Genomic DNA, 17,204 nt, shown 5'->3' with positions numbered 1-17,204 from the left:
GAAATAATAAAAACGGGGCATTGTACAATGCCCCGTTTTTATTTACCTTCTTCCATTTCAAAAACACTATCGATTTTCCAATTTGCCTTATCTTTGGATGCTGCGACAGCTAAACGATCACAGCGCTCATTTAACGGATGCCCAGCATGGCCTTTTACCCATACAAGGCGTACGGTATGGAGCTTATAGGCGTTCATTAAGCGCAACCAAAGATCTTTGTTCTTTTTTCCCGCAAAACCTTTTTGTATCCAACCATATACCCATTTCTTATCAATGGCGTCAATGACGTATTTGGAGTCAGAATACACGGTAACATGTTGCTGTAGATTTTTCAGTGCCTCGAGGCCGACGATCACAGCCATCAATTCCATCCTGTTGTTAGTCGTTTTGCGGTAACCGCCCGAAAACTCTTTTTCGATCAGTTTACCTTTAAAGGCTTCATTATCGCCTGTATAAATAGTTCTTAAGATGGTTCCGTAACCTCCAGGGCCCGGATTTCCACTTGAAGCCCCATCTGTATATAATTCGATCATACCGGCCAAATATACATGAAGTTTTTGTAAGCACATACAAACAGGTAAAAATGATCAAGACTAGTCCATATTTTGATGCTCGAAGTAGAAGAATTTTAACACTGCGACATGTTCAATCAATTCAACGATAGGGCATAGTGCTACAAGCATCAAAATTCATAGGTATTTAAGACTGACTTTATAGGTGTTTAAAAGGGACTTTACACGGCTTTATCCGAATGAGGTCCGAATGAGGTCCCTATAAAGTCCCTATGAGATCCGTTTAAATAATAGAAATATTCCCTTTGCGTTTTAAGCTTAAGCTAAGCGAAGTATGATGATAGATTTCAGCCGCTCTCCAACGTAATTTATCCCTTACATAGTTGGATTGTGCTGATTTATGTGTATTTTGCCCGCTTAAACTGTTATGTAATCGATAAAATAGCTTTATGAAGTTTCGAAAGATTTCTCTTTTTGTTCTATTGGCGTCCGCGTGCTTAAACGTTTCAGCGCAGAACAATGTATCACCGCAAAAAATGGATTGGTTTGAAGATGCCAAACTGGGTATTTTTATTCACTGGGGGATTTATTCTGTCGATGGAATATCAGAATCTTGGTCATTCTTCAATAATTACATCAACCATGACAATTATATCAAGCAACTGAATGGTTTTACAGCAAAGGATTATAGACCGAAGGAATGGGCCAAATTGATCAAAGAAGCTGGTGCGAAATACACGGTGATTACGACCAAACACCATGACGGGATCTCGATGTGGAATACGAAGGCTGATAAAGCGATCACGACATTACAAGACGCAGCTGCCAAACAGGATGTAATCACACCATTTGTGAAAGCCATACAAGAAGAAGGCTTGCATACTGGACTGTATTATTCTTTGCCCGATTGGAGCCATCCCTATTACGATGTTTTTACGCGCAATCGAAAACGTTATGAATTGAAAAGTGAGCCTTCTCGTTGGGATAATTATGTAAAATATTACCAGAAGCAATTGACTGAGCTATCCGAACAGTATAAGCCCGAATTACTTTGGTTTGACGGGGATTGGGAGCATAGTGCCGAGGAGTGGAAAGCTAAAGAGACCTTGAATCTTTTGCGGAAGTATAATCCGAATATTATTATAAACTCGCGATTGAATCATCATGGAGATTACGATACACCTGAGCAAGGGATTCCAGTAACCCGTCCTGATGCTAAATTTTGGGAACTCTGTTATACCATGAATGATTCTTGGGGCTATCAACCCTTTGATAAAAAGTACAAATCACCGAATATAATCATTCGAACGTTGGTAGATTGTATTTCCATGGGTGGAAACCTATTGTTGGATATCGGTCCAAAGGCAGATGGAACGATCCCTGAGGAACAATTAAATATTTTGAAACAGCTGGGGCGATGGACACATAAGCATGCAGCTGCGATCTACGGTACAAGAGCCGGTATTCCATTTGTGAACTACGGCGGGAAATCTGCTTTATCAAGGGACGGAAAGACACTTTACCTGTATGTATACGAACAGAAACCCGAATTGCAGCTCAGAGGTTTGGTCAATCATACAGCCATTAAAGAAGTCTCAGTTGTTGGTGATGTATCCGCGAAAGTGAACGTTAAGTCTGAAAACGGAACCGTTCAAGTCGATTTGACGAAAGTAAACTTTGATCAGGATGTGACTGTGATTGCACTAACCTTTGCGGAGGTGCTTCGTTGGACTGCACCGCAAGATACTGAAGTTACGTTGAAATCTGTACTGGATAATAAGTTGACAGGTCGTGCTTTAGGTCAGATCGCTTCAACACTGCATGCCGGAAAAAATATCTTTGATAATTCCGGATTGACCGTGGATGGCTTAGAGACCAAATTGCCAAGTAGTAATGCGACTAATCCAACGGTATTAAAGTGGATTAAGGATCATGCCGAGGCACTTTATGAGACTGGAAAAGGCTTACCTGAAGGACATTATGAAGGACTAAGCGCGCTCTCTAAAGATCGCCAGACATTGTATCTGTTTGTCGAGGGAAAACCTACGGGTCCTATTGCACTAAAAGGTGTTAAAAATGGAGTCGCCAGGATCCGCGTGGTCGGTGAGGGCTCCATGATAAATCATGAGATTTTCAATAAGCTTTATTGGAGTAGCATCCCGGGTATTATCTACATTCAGGCACCAGCAGAGCGCTTGGATAAAAATATGACAGTTATTGCTGTTTTGTTGGATGCGCCAATACAACTATATCGCGAGAAAGTGGGCGCTATCGAAAATAACCTTTAAGAGGTCGGATAGCAATTAGCGTTGAAAAAAAGCCTGGGATAACAAAATATCCTGGGCTTTTTTGCGAGATATAAACTATGCTGATTTATTAATTCTGATCCATTTTCTTTCGGTATTCGGTGCATTTTCTCCTGAATTGTGGCGCAAAAGCATTTTTTATTATAACTTAGGCCTATGAATCCAATCAAAGCTGTTTTGATCCCAATTTTTGCTCTTCTTTGTGTTTGTTGTTCTTCCGGTGACGGAAGTAAATCCGAGCGATTGCGGGCAGATTCGTTAGTGAATGAAGTGGTCAATGGAAGGTTAGCTCTAGCAACATTAGCAGAGTCAAATGAATTTATGTATTTCAATGATAAATACTTTCATGAACCGGCGGATTTAAAGGTCATTCCGAAATTTGATAAGGTACAGATTCAAGTTGTTACTTATCGGATTTATCAGCATGTCAAATTAAAAAATAATCGCTATGTGTTCAACGTGCAGAAAGCCAGTGAACTGCATATACCAAATAGCGCTTTTGTGTATTACCAACGTTCTTTTGATGATATGAACCGTAAGGCAGCCTTGAGTAAAGATTCGATCCGACTCGAGCTGCCGGATAATTATGCATCTTTGTTGATAAATGAATGATCTAGATCAGGCCTACAGACATGATGAAGGTCATATCAAAAGTCAATCTTAACTATACAATGGTGCAACAAATAGATTTAAGATGGAAAAGAAAAATATCGTTGTATTGACGGGGGCCGGTATTTCGGCTGAAAGCGGTATACCTACCTTTAGGGATGCCAATGGATTGTGGGAAGGACATGACGTCATGGAAGTTGCTTCCATTGAAGGTTGGCATAAAAATCCAGCCTTGGTGCAGGAGTTTTATAATCTGAGACGGAAAGCCGCTTTGGTCGCACAGGCAAATGCGGCTCATCATGCGCTGGTAAAATTGGAATCAGCATACCGGGTGAGTATTGTGACGCAGAATGTAGATCTACTGCATGAACAGGCAGGTTCATCCCATATCGTTCATTTGCACGGACGCCTGGATCAGTCGAAGTCATCTGTCGATGACCGTTTGGTGTATCCCATTGTTGGTGATGAGATCAAAATGGGTGATCTTTGTGAGAAGGGTAGTCAGCTGAGGCCAAATATAGTCTGGTTTGGAGAGGCTGTGCCGGCCATTGAGGAAGCGATAAGCCTGGTTTCGAGGGCCGATATTTTGATTATTGTGGGAACCTCCCTACAGGTTTATCCCGCTGCGGGACTTAAAGAATTTGCGCCTAGTCACTGTAAATCGTTTTTAATTGACAAAAAGATTCCTCATGACAACGCTTTACGTAATATACAGTGTTTTGAAGAATCGGCGACCATAGCTGTTCCTGAACTGGTAGAACAATTACTTAATTAAATGTTATATAGTCGTTTATAAAATAAGGGTTTATGAAGAAAATAATAGGGCTTCTTTGCATGTCCGTTGCTTTTGTTGCATGTCAAAATAATTCAGCGATCAAAGTAAATACGAGTTCAAATGATCAGCCTTTAACCTTGGATAGCGTTCAGGCCAAGCATCTGCTCAGTTTGCCACTGCATTGCATCGAAGTGGAATATCCCAATAAGCTGGGACAGGTACTCGGTAGTGATGGTGATCTAAAAGCACCGCGTACATTGCATCCAATTTTTTACGGTTGTTTTGACTGGCATTCTTCTGTACACGGGTATTGGTCAATTGTGCATATTTTGAAGGAATTTCCAAATTTGGATAGCTCAGGTGAAATTCGACGCCAATTGAACCGAAATATTACAGCAGAAAATGTGGCTGTTGAATTAGATTTCTTTCAAGATAAGAACAATACGAACTTTGAGCGTACGTATGGCTGGGCTTGGTTGTTGCAGCTGCAGAAGGAATTATTAACTTGGGAAGATGCCGATGCAAAACGCTGGGCATCGAATCTTGAACCGTTGGTGAAACATGTGGTAAAATCGTATCAGGAATATTTGCCCAAATTGGTCTATCCGATCAGGACAGGCTATCATGATAATTCTGCCTTTGGCCTTTCGCTGTCCCTGGACTATGCAAGAAGCACGGGAAATGTGACGTTTGAAAAATCATTAATGACGAATGCTTCTCGTTTATACAGTCAGGATAAGAGCTGCAACATTTCTTTTGAGCCAAGTGGAAGCGATTTTCTTTCTCCTTGTCTTGAAGAAGCCCTTTGTATGAGTATGGTGCTGCAACAGGAGGATTACCGTAAATGGTTAAAGGATTTTATGCCAGATCTGTTTAATCCCGATTTCAATTTAGAACCAGGAATCGTGAAAGATCGAACCGACGGACATTTGGTCCATCTGGATGGACTTAATTTTAGTCGCGCCAACTGTTTAAACGGTATCGCCAAAGCGCTGCCTGAATTAAGTTATTTGCATAGGTTGGCGAATAAACATTTAAAGTATTCTTTGCCCAATATTACAACCAAGGATGATTACATGGGGTCACATTGGTTAGGTACTTTTGCACTCTATGCACTATCAAAGCATTGATTCGGGGAGATTATCTTCTCCCCATTTATCCATTAGGTTTAATATTTCCTCGAGCGAACGGCCGAGCTCGGTTAATTCATATTCTACCTTTGGGGGAACTTGCTGGTATACAATTCTATTAATCAGCTTGTCATGCTCCAGTTCCTTTAATTTGGCGATCAGCATACGTTCAGATATTCCCACGAGTCTTTTCCGCAACTCACTATAGCGGAGTTTACCTTCATTTAGCAAATAGGAAAGGATATTGATTTTCCATCTGCCACCTATGGTGGCCAAGGTAAATGCAATACCACAACGGTCTTTCCAGTATAGCTCATTAATGTGATTGGTTGAATTCTCTTTTCGCGGGTTCATACAAACTTTTTTGTTGGTATCATACAATCTTGTATGTACTGTTATTCCTGCAAATTAATAAAGAAATTTGTAGGAAAACAAAAAGTATAACATGGAAACGATTAAATCAGTCGCTCATTGGTTGAGCTATGCGTACTACCTTTATGTATTTGGATATGCATCATTATTCAAAGTTTTTCAAAAGAGCGCCATGATGCAAAGCATGCAGTCCCTGGGTTTTAATAAGACTTGGACGATCATTATCGGAATAGGGGAACTAACGGGGGTAGTATTGCTCTTAATAGGTTTGTATAACCCGCAATTTAAGAATGTTGCAGTGCTGCTGTTGTTTCCATTTGCGGTTGCGGCGTTTACGGCACATATGGCGCATCAAGAGTATCATCATTTCTACAACTCCTTGCTGATGTGTGTACTTAGTATTGTGCTGTTGGCCACAGACAAAACCTTTAAAATTATACTTTAAATCCTGCGTCAGCTTTAGCATGATCATTAGAAAATTAGGATTATTTTATGGCTTAATTTTCTAATGATCCTATGTTTATCCGGAAGCAAGTGGTGTTGGAGATGCAAGAGGGAAAATAATGTGATAGACTACAATTATAAGCGGTATGGCAAGCCGGTCGATAGCCGAAAATATAGGAGCGACTTGATCGGTTGTAAATCGTGATTTGTGCTAATTTAACTCTGTTGATTTATGCTGGGATATTTTGTTTTTCTACCGTTTTATTGCGTTTTTATTGGTATAAGTAAAGTTTTCGCGCTGTTTTTTTTAGATATACATTTTTTAGCAAGTTAGAAAAAGACTATAAAATTCAAGATTTGTGCTACTCTACACGGTCAAACTTATAATACATTTGATCTATCAATCCCATAGGGATGTTACATGCTATGTATAGGTATTTAAGACAACTTTTAATGGTTTTGCCCATTGTTTTTTTCTGTCTGTTTTTTACAGGTAAAATAAACAAGGATGTCTTTTCACATACTGCCTATAAAAACACCTCAAAAACGGCAATAACTTCTTCACAATCCCATTTCGATTTTTATGTCGGATCGATCGAAGAATGCTCGTTCGAATGGCGTTATGATCAACATTTAGCATATGCCGTTCGGCTCTGTACCTTGGGACTGATTCTACCAATTTTCTTGCTATTTGCGGATAAGAAGTCATGGCATAGTTTTTATGAACTCCAAAATAAATATCTATCGAACAGGCTGCCAGACAGGTGTATCCTATACCATTCCTTTAAAATTTTCGGTTAAATCCCTTTTCCTTTTCGTGAATATCATCGGTTGGGTCGACAGACGGCTATAAAACCGATTTAATAAATCATTGCTTGAAGAAAGCGGCTTAATCAGCTGCTTTGCTATTAAATCATTTATATGAACACAACACTTTACGCATTAGCTATTACAGCTATTACGATCAGTTTTTTTCATACTGCATCGGGCCCAGATCATTATCTGCCATTTATTGTATTGTCCAAATCGAAAAAATGGTCGTTGGGGAAAACCATATTATGGACCATTATATGTGGGCTTGGGCATGTTTTCAGTTCGGTCATACTGGGGATTATTGGCGTTTATCTTGGATGGCAGCTCAATAAGATCAGCTGGTTGCAGGACGTGCGCGGCAATGTTTCGAGTTGGGCACTATTTATTTTTGGACTTGGATATTTGATTTACGGGATCTGGAAAATGTCAAAGAAGCATTCTCATAAGCATTTTGATGTGATGGGTGATTAGGTGTATGTGCATGAACACACGCATGGGAAAAGCACATCAGGGCATCATCACCATCATCAAAAAACGAAGGTAACGCCTTTGGTATTATTTGCAATTTTCGTCATGGGACCATCGGAACCATTGATTCCACTTTTATTTTTTTCAGGTGCTCACCGCTCAATGCCAGAGGTGATTACACTGATTAGCACCTTTACCATCACAACAGTGGCAACTATGGTTGGGATGGTCTTGTTGGGAATTTATGGTTATAATTTGCTCAACACCGAAAAACTTGATCGCTATGTACACGCTATTAGTGGTGCTGTCCTGTCAATTTGCGGTGCGGGGATGTTATTTCTGGGATGGTAATTTTTTAAATAGGATATGAACAAACATCAAATCACCTTTTTTATAAGCCTAATGGCTACTACACACAGTTATGCCCAGCAACATGTAATTCAGGGAACTGTGAAAGATAAGGATAGTAAACAGAGATTAGAAGAAGTCAATATACGTTACCAACGTGGAATAAAACATAGTCATACAGCATCGAATGGTACTTTTTCCGTACAGCCGGGAACATTTCCGGATACTTTATTGTTGAGCCGGATTGGCTATCTCGATCAGGTATACATCCTAAAAGAAGCGAAGTCTCCTATTGAAATCGAGATGCAAAAAAATGAAGTGCAGTTGAGTCAAATTCAGGTGGATGCATTCAATAGCAGTAAAACATTGAGCAAAGTTGATTTAAGTAAGATTCCCGTTAATTCGGCGCAAGATCTGTTACGAAAAGTTCCTGGGCTCTTTATAGCACAGCATGCCGGTGGTGGAAAGGCTGAGCAAATATTTTTGCGTGGATTTGATAATGATCACGGTACAGATATTGCCATTACTGCAGATGGCATTCCCGTTAATATGGTCTCTCATGCGCACGGTCAAGGATACGCAGATCTCCATTTTATTATTCCAGAAACGGTAAAAGACATTGATTTTGGCAAGGGTGCTTATTATGCAGACAAAGGCGATTTGAACACATCGGGTTATGTTAATTTTACGACCTTGGATCATTTGGATCATAATCTTTTTAAGGTTGAAGGCGGTTCTTTTGATTCCTGGCGTACCGTGGCCATGCTTAATCTGCTGAATAACCATGAGCAGAATAAATATGCCTATGCCGCAGGAGAGTTCAATTATTCGAATGGTCCTTTTGACATCAAGCAAAATTTTAGTCGTGTCAATCTATTTGCGAAATATAATCAGTGGATCGATGAGAAACATTATATCAATCTCCAGGGGTCCATATTCAGTTCGGGTTGGAATGCATCGGGTCTGATTCCGGAGCGGGCTGTTCGTCAGGGACTGATTAGCCGTTGGGGTTCGATTGATTCTACAGAAGGCGGGAATACATCCCGCATGAATTTGGCGATGCAATACCGTGCGCTGATCAGTGATCAAGAAAGCTGGGAAAGCAATGTTTACTTCTCGCGCTATAAATTTCAGTTGTTTTCGGATTTTACTTTCTTTCTGAAAGACCCCATTCATGGCGATGAAATAGAGCAGGTTGATAATCGATACTTGTACGGTATCGAAAACAAATACAATCGCCAATTTCATTTTGGTCATAGTCAGCTTTCTTGGACATCGGGGTTTGGGCTCCGAGTGGATGATATCAAAGATCTTCAACTGAACCATGTCTATCAGCGCGACGAATTATTGGATCGGCTTTCGCATATTTCGGGTGTAGAAATGAATCTTCATGCCTATAGCAATCTGGATTGGCGTATTGGAAAATGGACGATTAATCCTGCATTACGTGTCGATCACTTGATTTTCAACTTGCATGATAAGCTGAAAAGTGATCCTGCAGGGCAAGAGGCTTCTGCAACAAGAATCAGCCCAAAGCTGAACTTTGGATATACGTTCAATCATAGCGCCCAAATCTATTTGAAAACGGGTATGGGATTTCATTCCAACGATATCAGGGTGGTGATGGAACAACAGGGAAAAGATATTATGCCCATTTCCTTTGGTGCAGATCTTGGCTTGATCTGGAAGCCAACTGATAACCTCTTTATTCAGCCTGCTTTATGGGGGTTATACCTGCAGCAAGAATTTGTGTACGTCGGGGATGAAGCTGTTGTAGAGCCTTCAGGCAAAACGAAACGTCTGGGGGCTGATTTGAGTCTACGCTATCAAGCTACTCCATGGTTATATTTTGATGGCGACATCAATTATGCGTACGCGCGGGCAATTGACCAACCTAAAGGCGAAAACTATATCCCGCTGGTACCTTCTTTAACAAGTACAGGGGGAGTATCTGTGAAGCTACCGCTCGGCATTTCGGCCAATTTGCGCTATCGTTATATGAATACAAAACCAGCGAAAGAAGATAATTCGGTACGTGCTAAAGGTTATTTGGTCAACGATCTCCTGCTTAACTATGGCGTGGGAAAATGGAATTTTTTGTTGCAGGCCCAAAACGTATTTGACACCAAATGGAATGAAGCACAGTTTGAGACCGAGACTCGATTAAGAAATGAACAACAGCCCGTTTCTGAATTGCATTTCACCCCTGGAACACCTTTTATGGTAAAAGCTGGCCTGTCCTATAAATTCTAAAGACTGGGTAAAGTGGTCGCCTTAAAATTTTCCTTTGTATCTTTAATAGGAATTATAAGTCCTTATAAATGATGTATTATGGAAAAGAGTAAGTTACTTCGAATGGATAATATGGGTATCGTGGTGGAGTCGTTGGACAACGCGATTTCGTTTTTTTCAGAACTTGGTTTACATTTGGAGGGAAGGGCACAGATTAAAGGGGAATGGGCAGGTCGAATAACAGGTCTCGGTGCTCAGCATGTGGAGATCGCCATGATGGTGACACCAGATGGGCATAGCCGATTGGAGCTTTCAAGATTTATTGATCCAGCGATAATTGCAGATCATAGAAACGCTCCGGTCAATGCCTTGGGGTATTTGCGGGCAATGTTTACCATTGAAGATATCGATGATGTGCTGCGGCGGCTAACTGACAATCATGGAGCTGTGCTGGTCGGGGAGGTGGTACAATATGAAAATGCGTATCGTCTCTGTTATCTAAGGGGAGTAGAGGGATTATTGATTGGTTTAGCACAACCGCTGTAAGGTAATCGATATGAAGCGGTAAAAGACAGCTATAGGAATAATTACAAGGCAAGTGATAGGAATTGAATCTTTGTACGAAAAAAGAAAATTTAAGAAATTTCTATGTTTTACAAAATAAATAGGAAACTAAGACGTTATTGATACAAATACTTTTCATAAAATAGGTTAATATATGGCTAAGACCCTAGAGTTCCCCGCTCTAGGGCTTTTTTGTAATTATACGTCCGGGAAAAACGAAATTTTGTACAATCTGTCTGGATCGCGTTCTTTCCTGATCAATAAAGCGAAATTTAGCTACTTGATGAAAGCCATGAGGAGGGCCTAAGAATCTATTTTTTAGATGCTGTTTTCAGCGATGAACTCGTCGTTATCACTGGTTTTGCAATTTTGCCCAAACTGGATATAAATTAGGCAATTTTTGAACATGTGGTCATTAGTATAATCACACATAAGACGAGTAATATAATAACAGATGTGGTGTAAGGCGTTCTTCTCATAATACTTTTTTTTACTTAGTAGTTTACAAAAGCCGTGCCTTTATTTTTAGAACTTGCAGTAAGTCTGGTTGTTGTAGCTTCGTGTCTACAAGGCGTCGATATGAATAAGGAAATGATATGTTTGAAAAGGCTTTTGCCGATGTCTTGTGCATCGATTGTGGAATTAATGGATCTGGTTCCTATTGTTCGTTTGAAACGATGTTTTTTTTGATAGTCTATAGACGATGAGAATACCCAAAAGCATTACAATCGTATAGGCAATAAACGCGATGTTTTCAGACTGATGTTCGCTACCCTTTGCAACACAACGCTGTCTGTTTGGTCACAGCGGCAGCGAAAGCAAACAACACCAGCGAAGCCACGTAAAATAATATTACTTTTAGGTATATGGTTTCTCTTTTCATTTTCTAACTGTTTGGTAAACGTGAATTTACACTATTTTTGAAGAAATAGTGAAGGTTATCTGAAAGAGTGGTGTGCTTTTTGTTTATAGGGGAGAAAGATTAGAGAAATAATAATATGAAGTATCCTTATTTAGGAATTAGTATGGTATGTGCGGCCCTAGCGAGCATGGCCAATTCAAAGGCTGTATTTGCCGGAGAGCAATTAGCTGTTCAACACATTGAATATGTGCAGGTAAATTCAGACTCATTGAAGGTTGAACAATTAGCAACAGCGCTGAGAAAGATGAAGCCTATCAGTTCGGCTGATTTTAAGGCAAAGTTCAAACCGGAAATCAACGGATTTAAGCTCACAGAGGTGACGGCTTTCGAGGATGCGGAGTCAGGATCTTACGCAACGGCAAACTATGTGAAGGGAGAGCAAAATATTTATTTGATGGTTACCGACGGAGCCGGTCCAGGTTCGGATCAGGTAAAGTTAAATTTGATGAACTATATCGACCTAAAATCAATTGAAGACCTAGGAACCAAAATGCAGGTTAAGCCTTACAAAGGTTGGCTGGCGTCTTTTGACTGGAGCATGTTTGAAAACGATGGTTTGACTAGCATTCAATATCTCGAATCAAATCGATTTGCAACTGTCTCTTCAGCAAATAATGTAGCAATTGAAGAATTAGAGAGTTTTTTGAATAGTTTTAGTCTATAAGAAAATTGGCACAGTCCCGGAACCTTTAATCAAAGCCGGGACTCAGTCCATCAAACCGATTTAATCCATTCCCCGACTGCTAAAAGTCGTTAAATATCTATATCTTCCGAGCCTTTCTTTCCGTAATTTCCCAGATTATCCGCTCTATAGCTGCGCTTGTTGATGCAATATTTTATTGTTTATTGCTTATTTTTCTTATATTAGGTAATAAACCAGCAAATTGTGTCTATGTTCAATCTAAATCGGAGAAAATTTATTCAAGGAGCGGGAGCAGTCTTAACTTTATCCGCTTTGCAAGTTAAAGGTCTGTCGTTTAAAGATGCGATTAAAAATTTTCGGGTCGGATTGATCGGTGCGGGTTGGTATGGGAAGAGTGATTTGTTCCGTTTAATGCAGGTTCGGGATGTTGATGTTATCGCCATATGTGATGTTGACGACAACCATTTGCAGGAGGCGGGGCGATTAACTGCTGAGCGCCAGGTTTCAAAAAAGGTTCCAAAGCTTTATAGAGATTATAGGGAGATGCTCGCTAACCATAAATTCGATCTTATCCTTATTGGCACACCGGATCACTGGCATGCAAGACAGGCTATAGACGCGATGCGTGCGGGGGCTCACCTTTATTTGCAGAAACCCATCAGTGTGGATGTACTTGAGGGCGATGCCATATGGCGCGCGGCTAGAAAATATAACCGGAAAGTGCAGGTAGGGACCCAACGGCGGAGTACGGCGCATCTCATCGACGCTAAGAAGCGGGTGGTCGATAGCGGCCTGCTTGGTAAGGTTTCGCATGTGGAGATGTGCTGCTACTATCATATGCGGAAAAATGGTAACCCGCCTACACAACAAGTTCCAGAGTTCTTAGATTATGAGTTATGGACAGGACCGGCACCTTTACGAGCTTATGATGGTTTACCGCATGGCAGCTGGTGGCGAACCTTTATGGCTTATGGAAATGGGATAACCGGCGATATGGGAATGCATATGTTTGATACGGTACGTTGGCTTTTGCAACTTAAATGGCCCAAAAGCGTGAGTGCCAAAGGTGGTATTTATGTCCAAAAAGAAGGCAAATCGACGATTGCAGATACGCAGACCGCTCTATTTGAATACGAAGATCTTAACTGTGTCTGGCAGCATAGGACATGGGGAGTAGCAACAGACCCTGAATATCCTTGGGCATTTGTTATATACGGTGACAAAGGTACTTTAAAGGGAAGTGTGATGAAATATGAGTTCATTCCCATCGGAGAAGGTGAGACTATCCGAAAGGATGTTATCTTAGAAAAAGAGACGTTTCCTAAAGATCTTGAAGAGCATCGAATAGAACTGCATACAGCTCCGGCAACGCGACGACACATGCTCGATCTTTTATCAGCAATTGAAAATAATCACCTACCTGTAGCCGATATTGAAGAAGGCTATATCTCCACCGCAAGTTGCATATTAGCCAATTTGTCGATGCAGTTGAATCGGCCCCTGATTTATGATCCTACGCAAAAAATATGTATTAATGACCCTGAAGCAACTCAATTATTGCAGAGAGGGTATCGCAGTCCATGGCAACATCCGTAATAAAAATATCAAGCGACAGATACCGGCAAATGGAAAAAACGCACCCGTCAAAATATGCCATGCATATGGACAGACTTGGCATTTATCAATATATAGAACGTTCCTGACCTAACGGCAAAGGGATCCAATAGATTAAACAAAATATGTTCAAGCTTAAAATTCTAAATTTCTACAGAATTCGAACCGTTCTTTACTCGATTAAAAGACGAGTAGACGATGAATATGAATTCGACGATAACCCATAATTATGCTAGGCTTAGAAAACCCTTGTTCTTTCTACCTATACTTCTATTAGTTCTGCTCATTCTATTTCTCTATTTTAATCATGCATTGAATGTATATGGCTATACGGTCAATCAGAAGAATAGCTTTTTCACAATAAATGCTTACCTCGGACAATATCCAAATCTTGAGTCTAATTTTACACAGTTTGGAGATTGTTTAATTAGCCTGTCACTATTGAGTGTTTTTGTATTATATGCGCCTAAATTATGGGAAGCATTGATATCAGCATCGCTAATTTCAGCTTTTTTTTCCATTGTTTTAAAAGTGGCATTTGCTGTGCCTCGACCTGCAGCGGTGTTTAATCAAACGAGTTTTTTGATTACTGGTAAGATGCTTCTTGGTAACAATAGCTTGCCTTCGGGCCATTCCATTACGATATTTACAACGCTGACCGTTATCATGTATGCTTTTATGCCGCAACGATTGAGTTATAAAATAATGTGGTTTTTTTGTTTAACATGTATTGGGTTAATGCTTGCTTTATCTCGCGTCGCGTTGGGAGCACATTATCCATTAGATGTAGTTAGTGGCTGTATTATAGGATATGTTTCGGGACTGCTCGGAATTTTTTTTAGCAGGGAATTTAAAATATGGAATTGGGTCAACGACCAACGGTATTATCCAATTTTCATTTTATTATTCCTCGTTTTCAGTATAGTATTGGTCAATAGAATAATTAATGATAATTTGCTAATATTTTATTTTACATTTATCTGCTTAATTAGTACACTTTATAAAACCATTACCGTTTATGCTAAAAAATAGCTTAAAACTAGTTCATTTTGTCCTTTTCATGAGTGTGTTGAATTTTATATTCTTCCATTTTCCATTTTATACTTTTGTTTTTAAAAATGTTGATTATAAAAGCTTTGGGGGCATTGTTCTCATCGGCAGTCTAATGGTTTTGATGCTGGTAATGAATGCTTTTGTACTTTATCTATTTTTTTCAGCCTCGCGTCGCTTCGGGAAATCGATACTTGTGTTGTTCTTTCTTATCAATTCAGTAGCCGTTTATTTTGTAAATACCTATAGCGTTATTTTGGATGAAACCATGATCGGCAATATCTTGAATACCCGTTATTCCGAGTCCAGCGGTTTCTTTTCCCTGAAATTGATCGTTTATCTCGTTTTTCTCGGTATTATTCCCAGTATCTTCATTATTAAAGCAAAAATAATAAAGGATAAACCAAAGAAGTTCTTTATCAATTCGTCACTTTCGCTATTATTTATCGTTATTTTAATATTCGCCAATGCGACTAATTGGTTATGGATCGACAAGAATTCGAAGACTTTGGGCGCACTTGCCATGCCGTGGTCTTATACCGTCAATATTTCGCGTTTTTACATTCACGAACATCAAAAAAATAAAAAAGAGATTTTATTGCCAGATGCGAAGATAACTGACCACAAAAAGACAGTGGTTGTCCTTGTTATTGGTGAATCTGCTCGAAGGGATAACTTTTCCTTATATGGCTATCAAAAGAATACAAATCCGCTACTTTCCAAAACACCCAATCTTTATCATTTTGACGCAACTTCTTGCTCCACCTATACGACAGCAGGAGTAAAATGTATATTGGAGCATAAAAATACAGATGATTTGTACGAAATCCTGCCGAACTATCTCTATAGAAATGATGTCGATGTGATCTGGCGAACAAGTAATTGGGGGGAGCCACCTGTACATATTAAAGAATATGAAACAAATGATCAACTTGCCACAAATTGTAAGGGTGAAGGATGTGCTTACGATGAGGTACTTTTAACAGGTCTAAAGGAGCGAATATCCTCCAGTAAAAAAGATAAAATTTTTGTTGTGCTCCACACAAGTACAAGCCATGGGCCAACATATAGCAAAAAATATCCCGCTCAATTCGAGCTGTTTAAACCTGTATGCAATAGTGTTGAACTCGGGAACTGTTCTAAAGAAGAGTTGATCAATGCTTATGATAACACCGTTGTTTATACAGATTATATTTTACATAATCTGATTGAGGATCTAAAACAATTGAAGGAATATAATAGTGCCATGTTGTTCGTCTCGGACCATGGCGAATCGCTGGGTGAAAATAACCTTTATATGCACGGATTGCCGATGAGCATTGCACCAAAAGAGCAATACGAGATTCCCTTTATTGTTTGGGTTTCTGATCATTCAAAACAGTTGAAACCAAATAAAACGTTGACCCAAAATCACGTATTTCACAGTGTGTTGAAATTTCTGGATATGAAAAGCCCTATTTATGATGAAAATATGGATATTTTCGAATAGACAGGATTGCGGGTACAGTTTGGTCTAAAACGGATGGACTATGGCCAATCAGATCAATACCGGATGGTGGATAGGTTATGTTGAGCAAAAAGAAAAGATTTATTTCTTTGCAACGCGGCTTATTCAGGACCGCAAGTTCAATCGTCCTGATTTCTCGCGCTGCCGCAAAGAGATACGCGGAAAGTCTTTAAGGAGCTAAAAATTTTGCCCTAAACCTTAGGGCATTAGATATCAATCATCAAATTTTACCAGGACAATAGACAGATGGAAAATTTTAATCGAAAGAAGCATTGGGAAGACATATACGAAAACAAGCCGCTGGAATCAGTGAGCTGGTACCAGCCCAATCCAAAAGCATCGCTACATTTTGTAGAGCAAGCTAACCTTCCAAAAAAGGCGAAAATCATCGATATAGGTGGTGGTGACAGTTTCCTGGTTGATTTCTTGCTGAAAGCAGGATTTGAAGATATTACTGTATTGGATATATCCAACGCTGCAATTGAACGAGCGAAGAAGCGATTAGGGGATGAGGCGACTAAAGTCAAATGGATTGTTTCGGATATCTTGGATTTCGTTCCCGACGCAACTTATGATTTTTGGCATGATCGGGCCACCTTTCATTTTTTGACTGTTCGCCAGGAGATTGATCGTTACATCAAAATCGCAGATCAATCAATTGCGTTGGGAGGTATTTTAGTCGTTGGAACTTTTTCTGAACAGGGGCCAAAGAAATGTAGTGGCATTACTATTAAACAGTATTCAGCACAATCAATAAGCGATTTATTCCAGACATGTTTTAGGAAAATTGAATGTATGACTATTGACCATATAACACCCTTCGACACGAAACAGCATTTTGTGTTTTGCAGTTTTCGTAAATAGCTGTCATAGCTGGGGCGAACGCATTTCGTAC

16 protein-coding genes and 1 pseudogene are annotated in these 17,204 nt (G+C 39.8%); 15 read left to right on the top strand and 2 right to left on the bottom strand.

Annotated elements, in window-relative coordinates:
* Nucleotides 1-38: 38 nt before the first annotated feature.
* Nucleotides 39-533, bottom strand: a complete 495-nt coding sequence (rnhA, locus tag B3P16_RS19425; RefSeq protein ID WP_112374834.1) for a ribonuclease HI — start codon at nt 531-533, stop codon at nt 39-41.
* Between the two features lie 428 nt (nt 534-961).
* Between rnhA and B3P16_RS19420 the strand changes: the two genes are divergently transcribed.
* The 4 genes from B3P16_RS19420 (at nt 962) to B3P16_RS19405 (ending at nt 5,332) form a co-directional block, all read left to right on the top strand.
* Complete coding sequence (locus B3P16_RS19420; RefSeq protein WP_286843952.1) at nt 962-2,800, top strand: alpha-L-fucosidase; 1,839 nt, start codon at nt 962-964, stop codon at nt 2,798-2,800.
* Nucleotides 2,801-2,974: 174 nt separating this feature from the next.
* On the top strand, nt 2,975-3,430 hold the full coding sequence (locus B3P16_RS19415) for a hypothetical protein (protein WP_112374698.1): 456 nt from the start codon (nt 2,975-2,977) through the stop codon (nt 3,428-3,430).
* 82 nt (nt 3,431-3,512) lie between these two features.
* Complete coding sequence (locus B3P16_RS19410) at nt 3,513-4,202, top strand: SIR2 family NAD-dependent protein deacylase (protein ID WP_286751785.1); 690 nt, start codon at nt 3,513-3,515, stop codon at nt 4,200-4,202.
* 32 nt (nt 4,203-4,234) lie between these two features.
* Nucleotides 4,235-5,332 (top strand): DUF2891 domain-containing protein, encoded by a 1,098-nt coding sequence (locus B3P16_RS19405; protein WP_286843951.1) that lies wholly within the window; start codon nt 4,235-4,237, stop codon nt 5,330-5,332.
* Here B3P16_RS19405 and B3P16_RS19400 read toward each other — a convergent pair.
* The gene (locus B3P16_RS19400; protein ID WP_112374699.1) at nt 5,321-5,686 is read right to left on the bottom strand and encodes a winged helix-turn-helix transcriptional regulator; all 366 of its coding nucleotides are present in this window, start codon (nt 5,684-5,686) and stop codon (nt 5,321-5,323) included. The two genes, B3P16_RS19405 and B3P16_RS19400, sit on opposite strands and share 12 nt — an antisense overlap.
* Nucleotides 5,687-5,777: 91 nt before the next feature.
* On the opposite strand from B3P16_RS19400, the gene B3P16_RS19395 reads away from it, so the two are divergent.
* The 11 genes and pseudogenes from B3P16_RS19395 to B3P16_RS19345 all read left to right on the top strand — a co-directional run bounded on the left by B3P16_RS19395 (nt 5,778) and on the right by B3P16_RS19345 (nt 17,173).
* On the top strand, nt 5,778-6,149 hold the full coding sequence (locus B3P16_RS19395) for a DoxX family protein (RefSeq protein WP_286751787.1): 372 nt from the start codon (nt 5,778-5,780) through the stop codon (nt 6,147-6,149).
* A gap of 920 nt (nt 6,150-7,069) precedes the next feature.
* Entirely contained in the window at nt 7,070-7,432 is a 363-nt protein-coding gene (locus tag B3P16_RS19390) for a hypothetical protein (protein ID WP_286843950.1), read from the top strand.
* Nucleotides 7,433-7,438: 6 nt separating this feature from the next.
* Nucleotides 7,439-7,780 carry a hypothetical protein gene (locus tag B3P16_RS19385; RefSeq protein WP_286843948.1) on the top strand — a complete coding sequence of 114 codons (342 nt, stop codon included), beginning with the start codon at nt 7,439-7,441 and terminating at the stop codon, nt 7,778-7,780.
* Between the two features lie 15 nt (nt 7,781-7,795).
* Nucleotides 7,796-10,030, top strand: a complete 2,235-nt coding sequence (locus tag B3P16_RS19380; protein WP_286843946.1) for a TonB-dependent receptor — start codon at nt 7,796-7,798, stop codon at nt 10,028-10,030.
* 78 nt (nt 10,031-10,108) lie between these two features.
* The gene (locus B3P16_RS19375; protein WP_286843945.1) at nt 10,109-10,555 is read left to right on the top strand and encodes a VOC family protein; all 447 of its coding nucleotides are present in this window, start codon (nt 10,109-10,111) and stop codon (nt 10,553-10,555) included.
* Nucleotides 10,556-11,571: 1,016 nt separating this feature from the next.
* Nucleotides 11,572-12,159, top strand: a complete 588-nt coding sequence (locus tag B3P16_RS19370; protein ID WP_070560823.1) for a hypothetical protein — start codon at nt 11,572-11,574, stop codon at nt 12,157-12,159.
* 228 nt (nt 12,160-12,387) lie between these two features.
* Entirely contained in the window at nt 12,388-13,734 is a 1,347-nt protein-coding gene (locus B3P16_RS19365; RefSeq protein WP_286843943.1) for a Gfo/Idh/MocA family protein, read from the top strand.
* Nucleotides 13,735-13,950: 216 nt separating this feature from the next.
* On the top strand, nt 13,951-14,784 hold the full coding sequence (locus B3P16_RS19360) for a phosphatase PAP2 family protein (RefSeq protein ID WP_313552709.1): 834 nt from the start codon (nt 13,951-13,953) through the stop codon (nt 14,782-14,784).
* Nucleotides 14,771-16,291, top strand: a complete 1,521-nt coding sequence (gene eptA, locus B3P16_RS19355) for a phosphoethanolamine--lipid A transferase EptA (RefSeq protein ID WP_286843940.1) — start codon at nt 14,771-14,773, stop codon at nt 16,289-16,291. Before B3P16_RS19360 ends, eptA begins: the two co-directional genes overlap by 14 nt.
* Before the next feature lie 31 nt (nt 16,292-16,322).
* Nucleotides 16,323-16,504 (top strand): annotated as a pseudogene (locus B3P16_RS19350) (class D beta-lactamase); the annotation flags it as partial.
* 51 nt (nt 16,505-16,555) lie between these two features.
* Nucleotides 16,556-17,173, top strand: a complete 618-nt coding sequence (locus B3P16_RS19345) for a class I SAM-dependent methyltransferase (RefSeq protein WP_286751791.1) — start codon at nt 16,556-16,558, stop codon at nt 17,171-17,173.
* Nucleotides 17,174-17,204 lie beyond the last annotated feature (31 nt).

The organism is Sphingobacterium sp. UBA7631, from assembly GCF_002483935.1.
Lineage (GTDB): Bacteria > Bacteroidota > Bacteroidia > Sphingobacteriales > Sphingobacteriaceae > Sphingobacterium > Sphingobacterium multivorum.
This window is presented reverse-complemented; position numbering and strand designations above follow the sequence as displayed.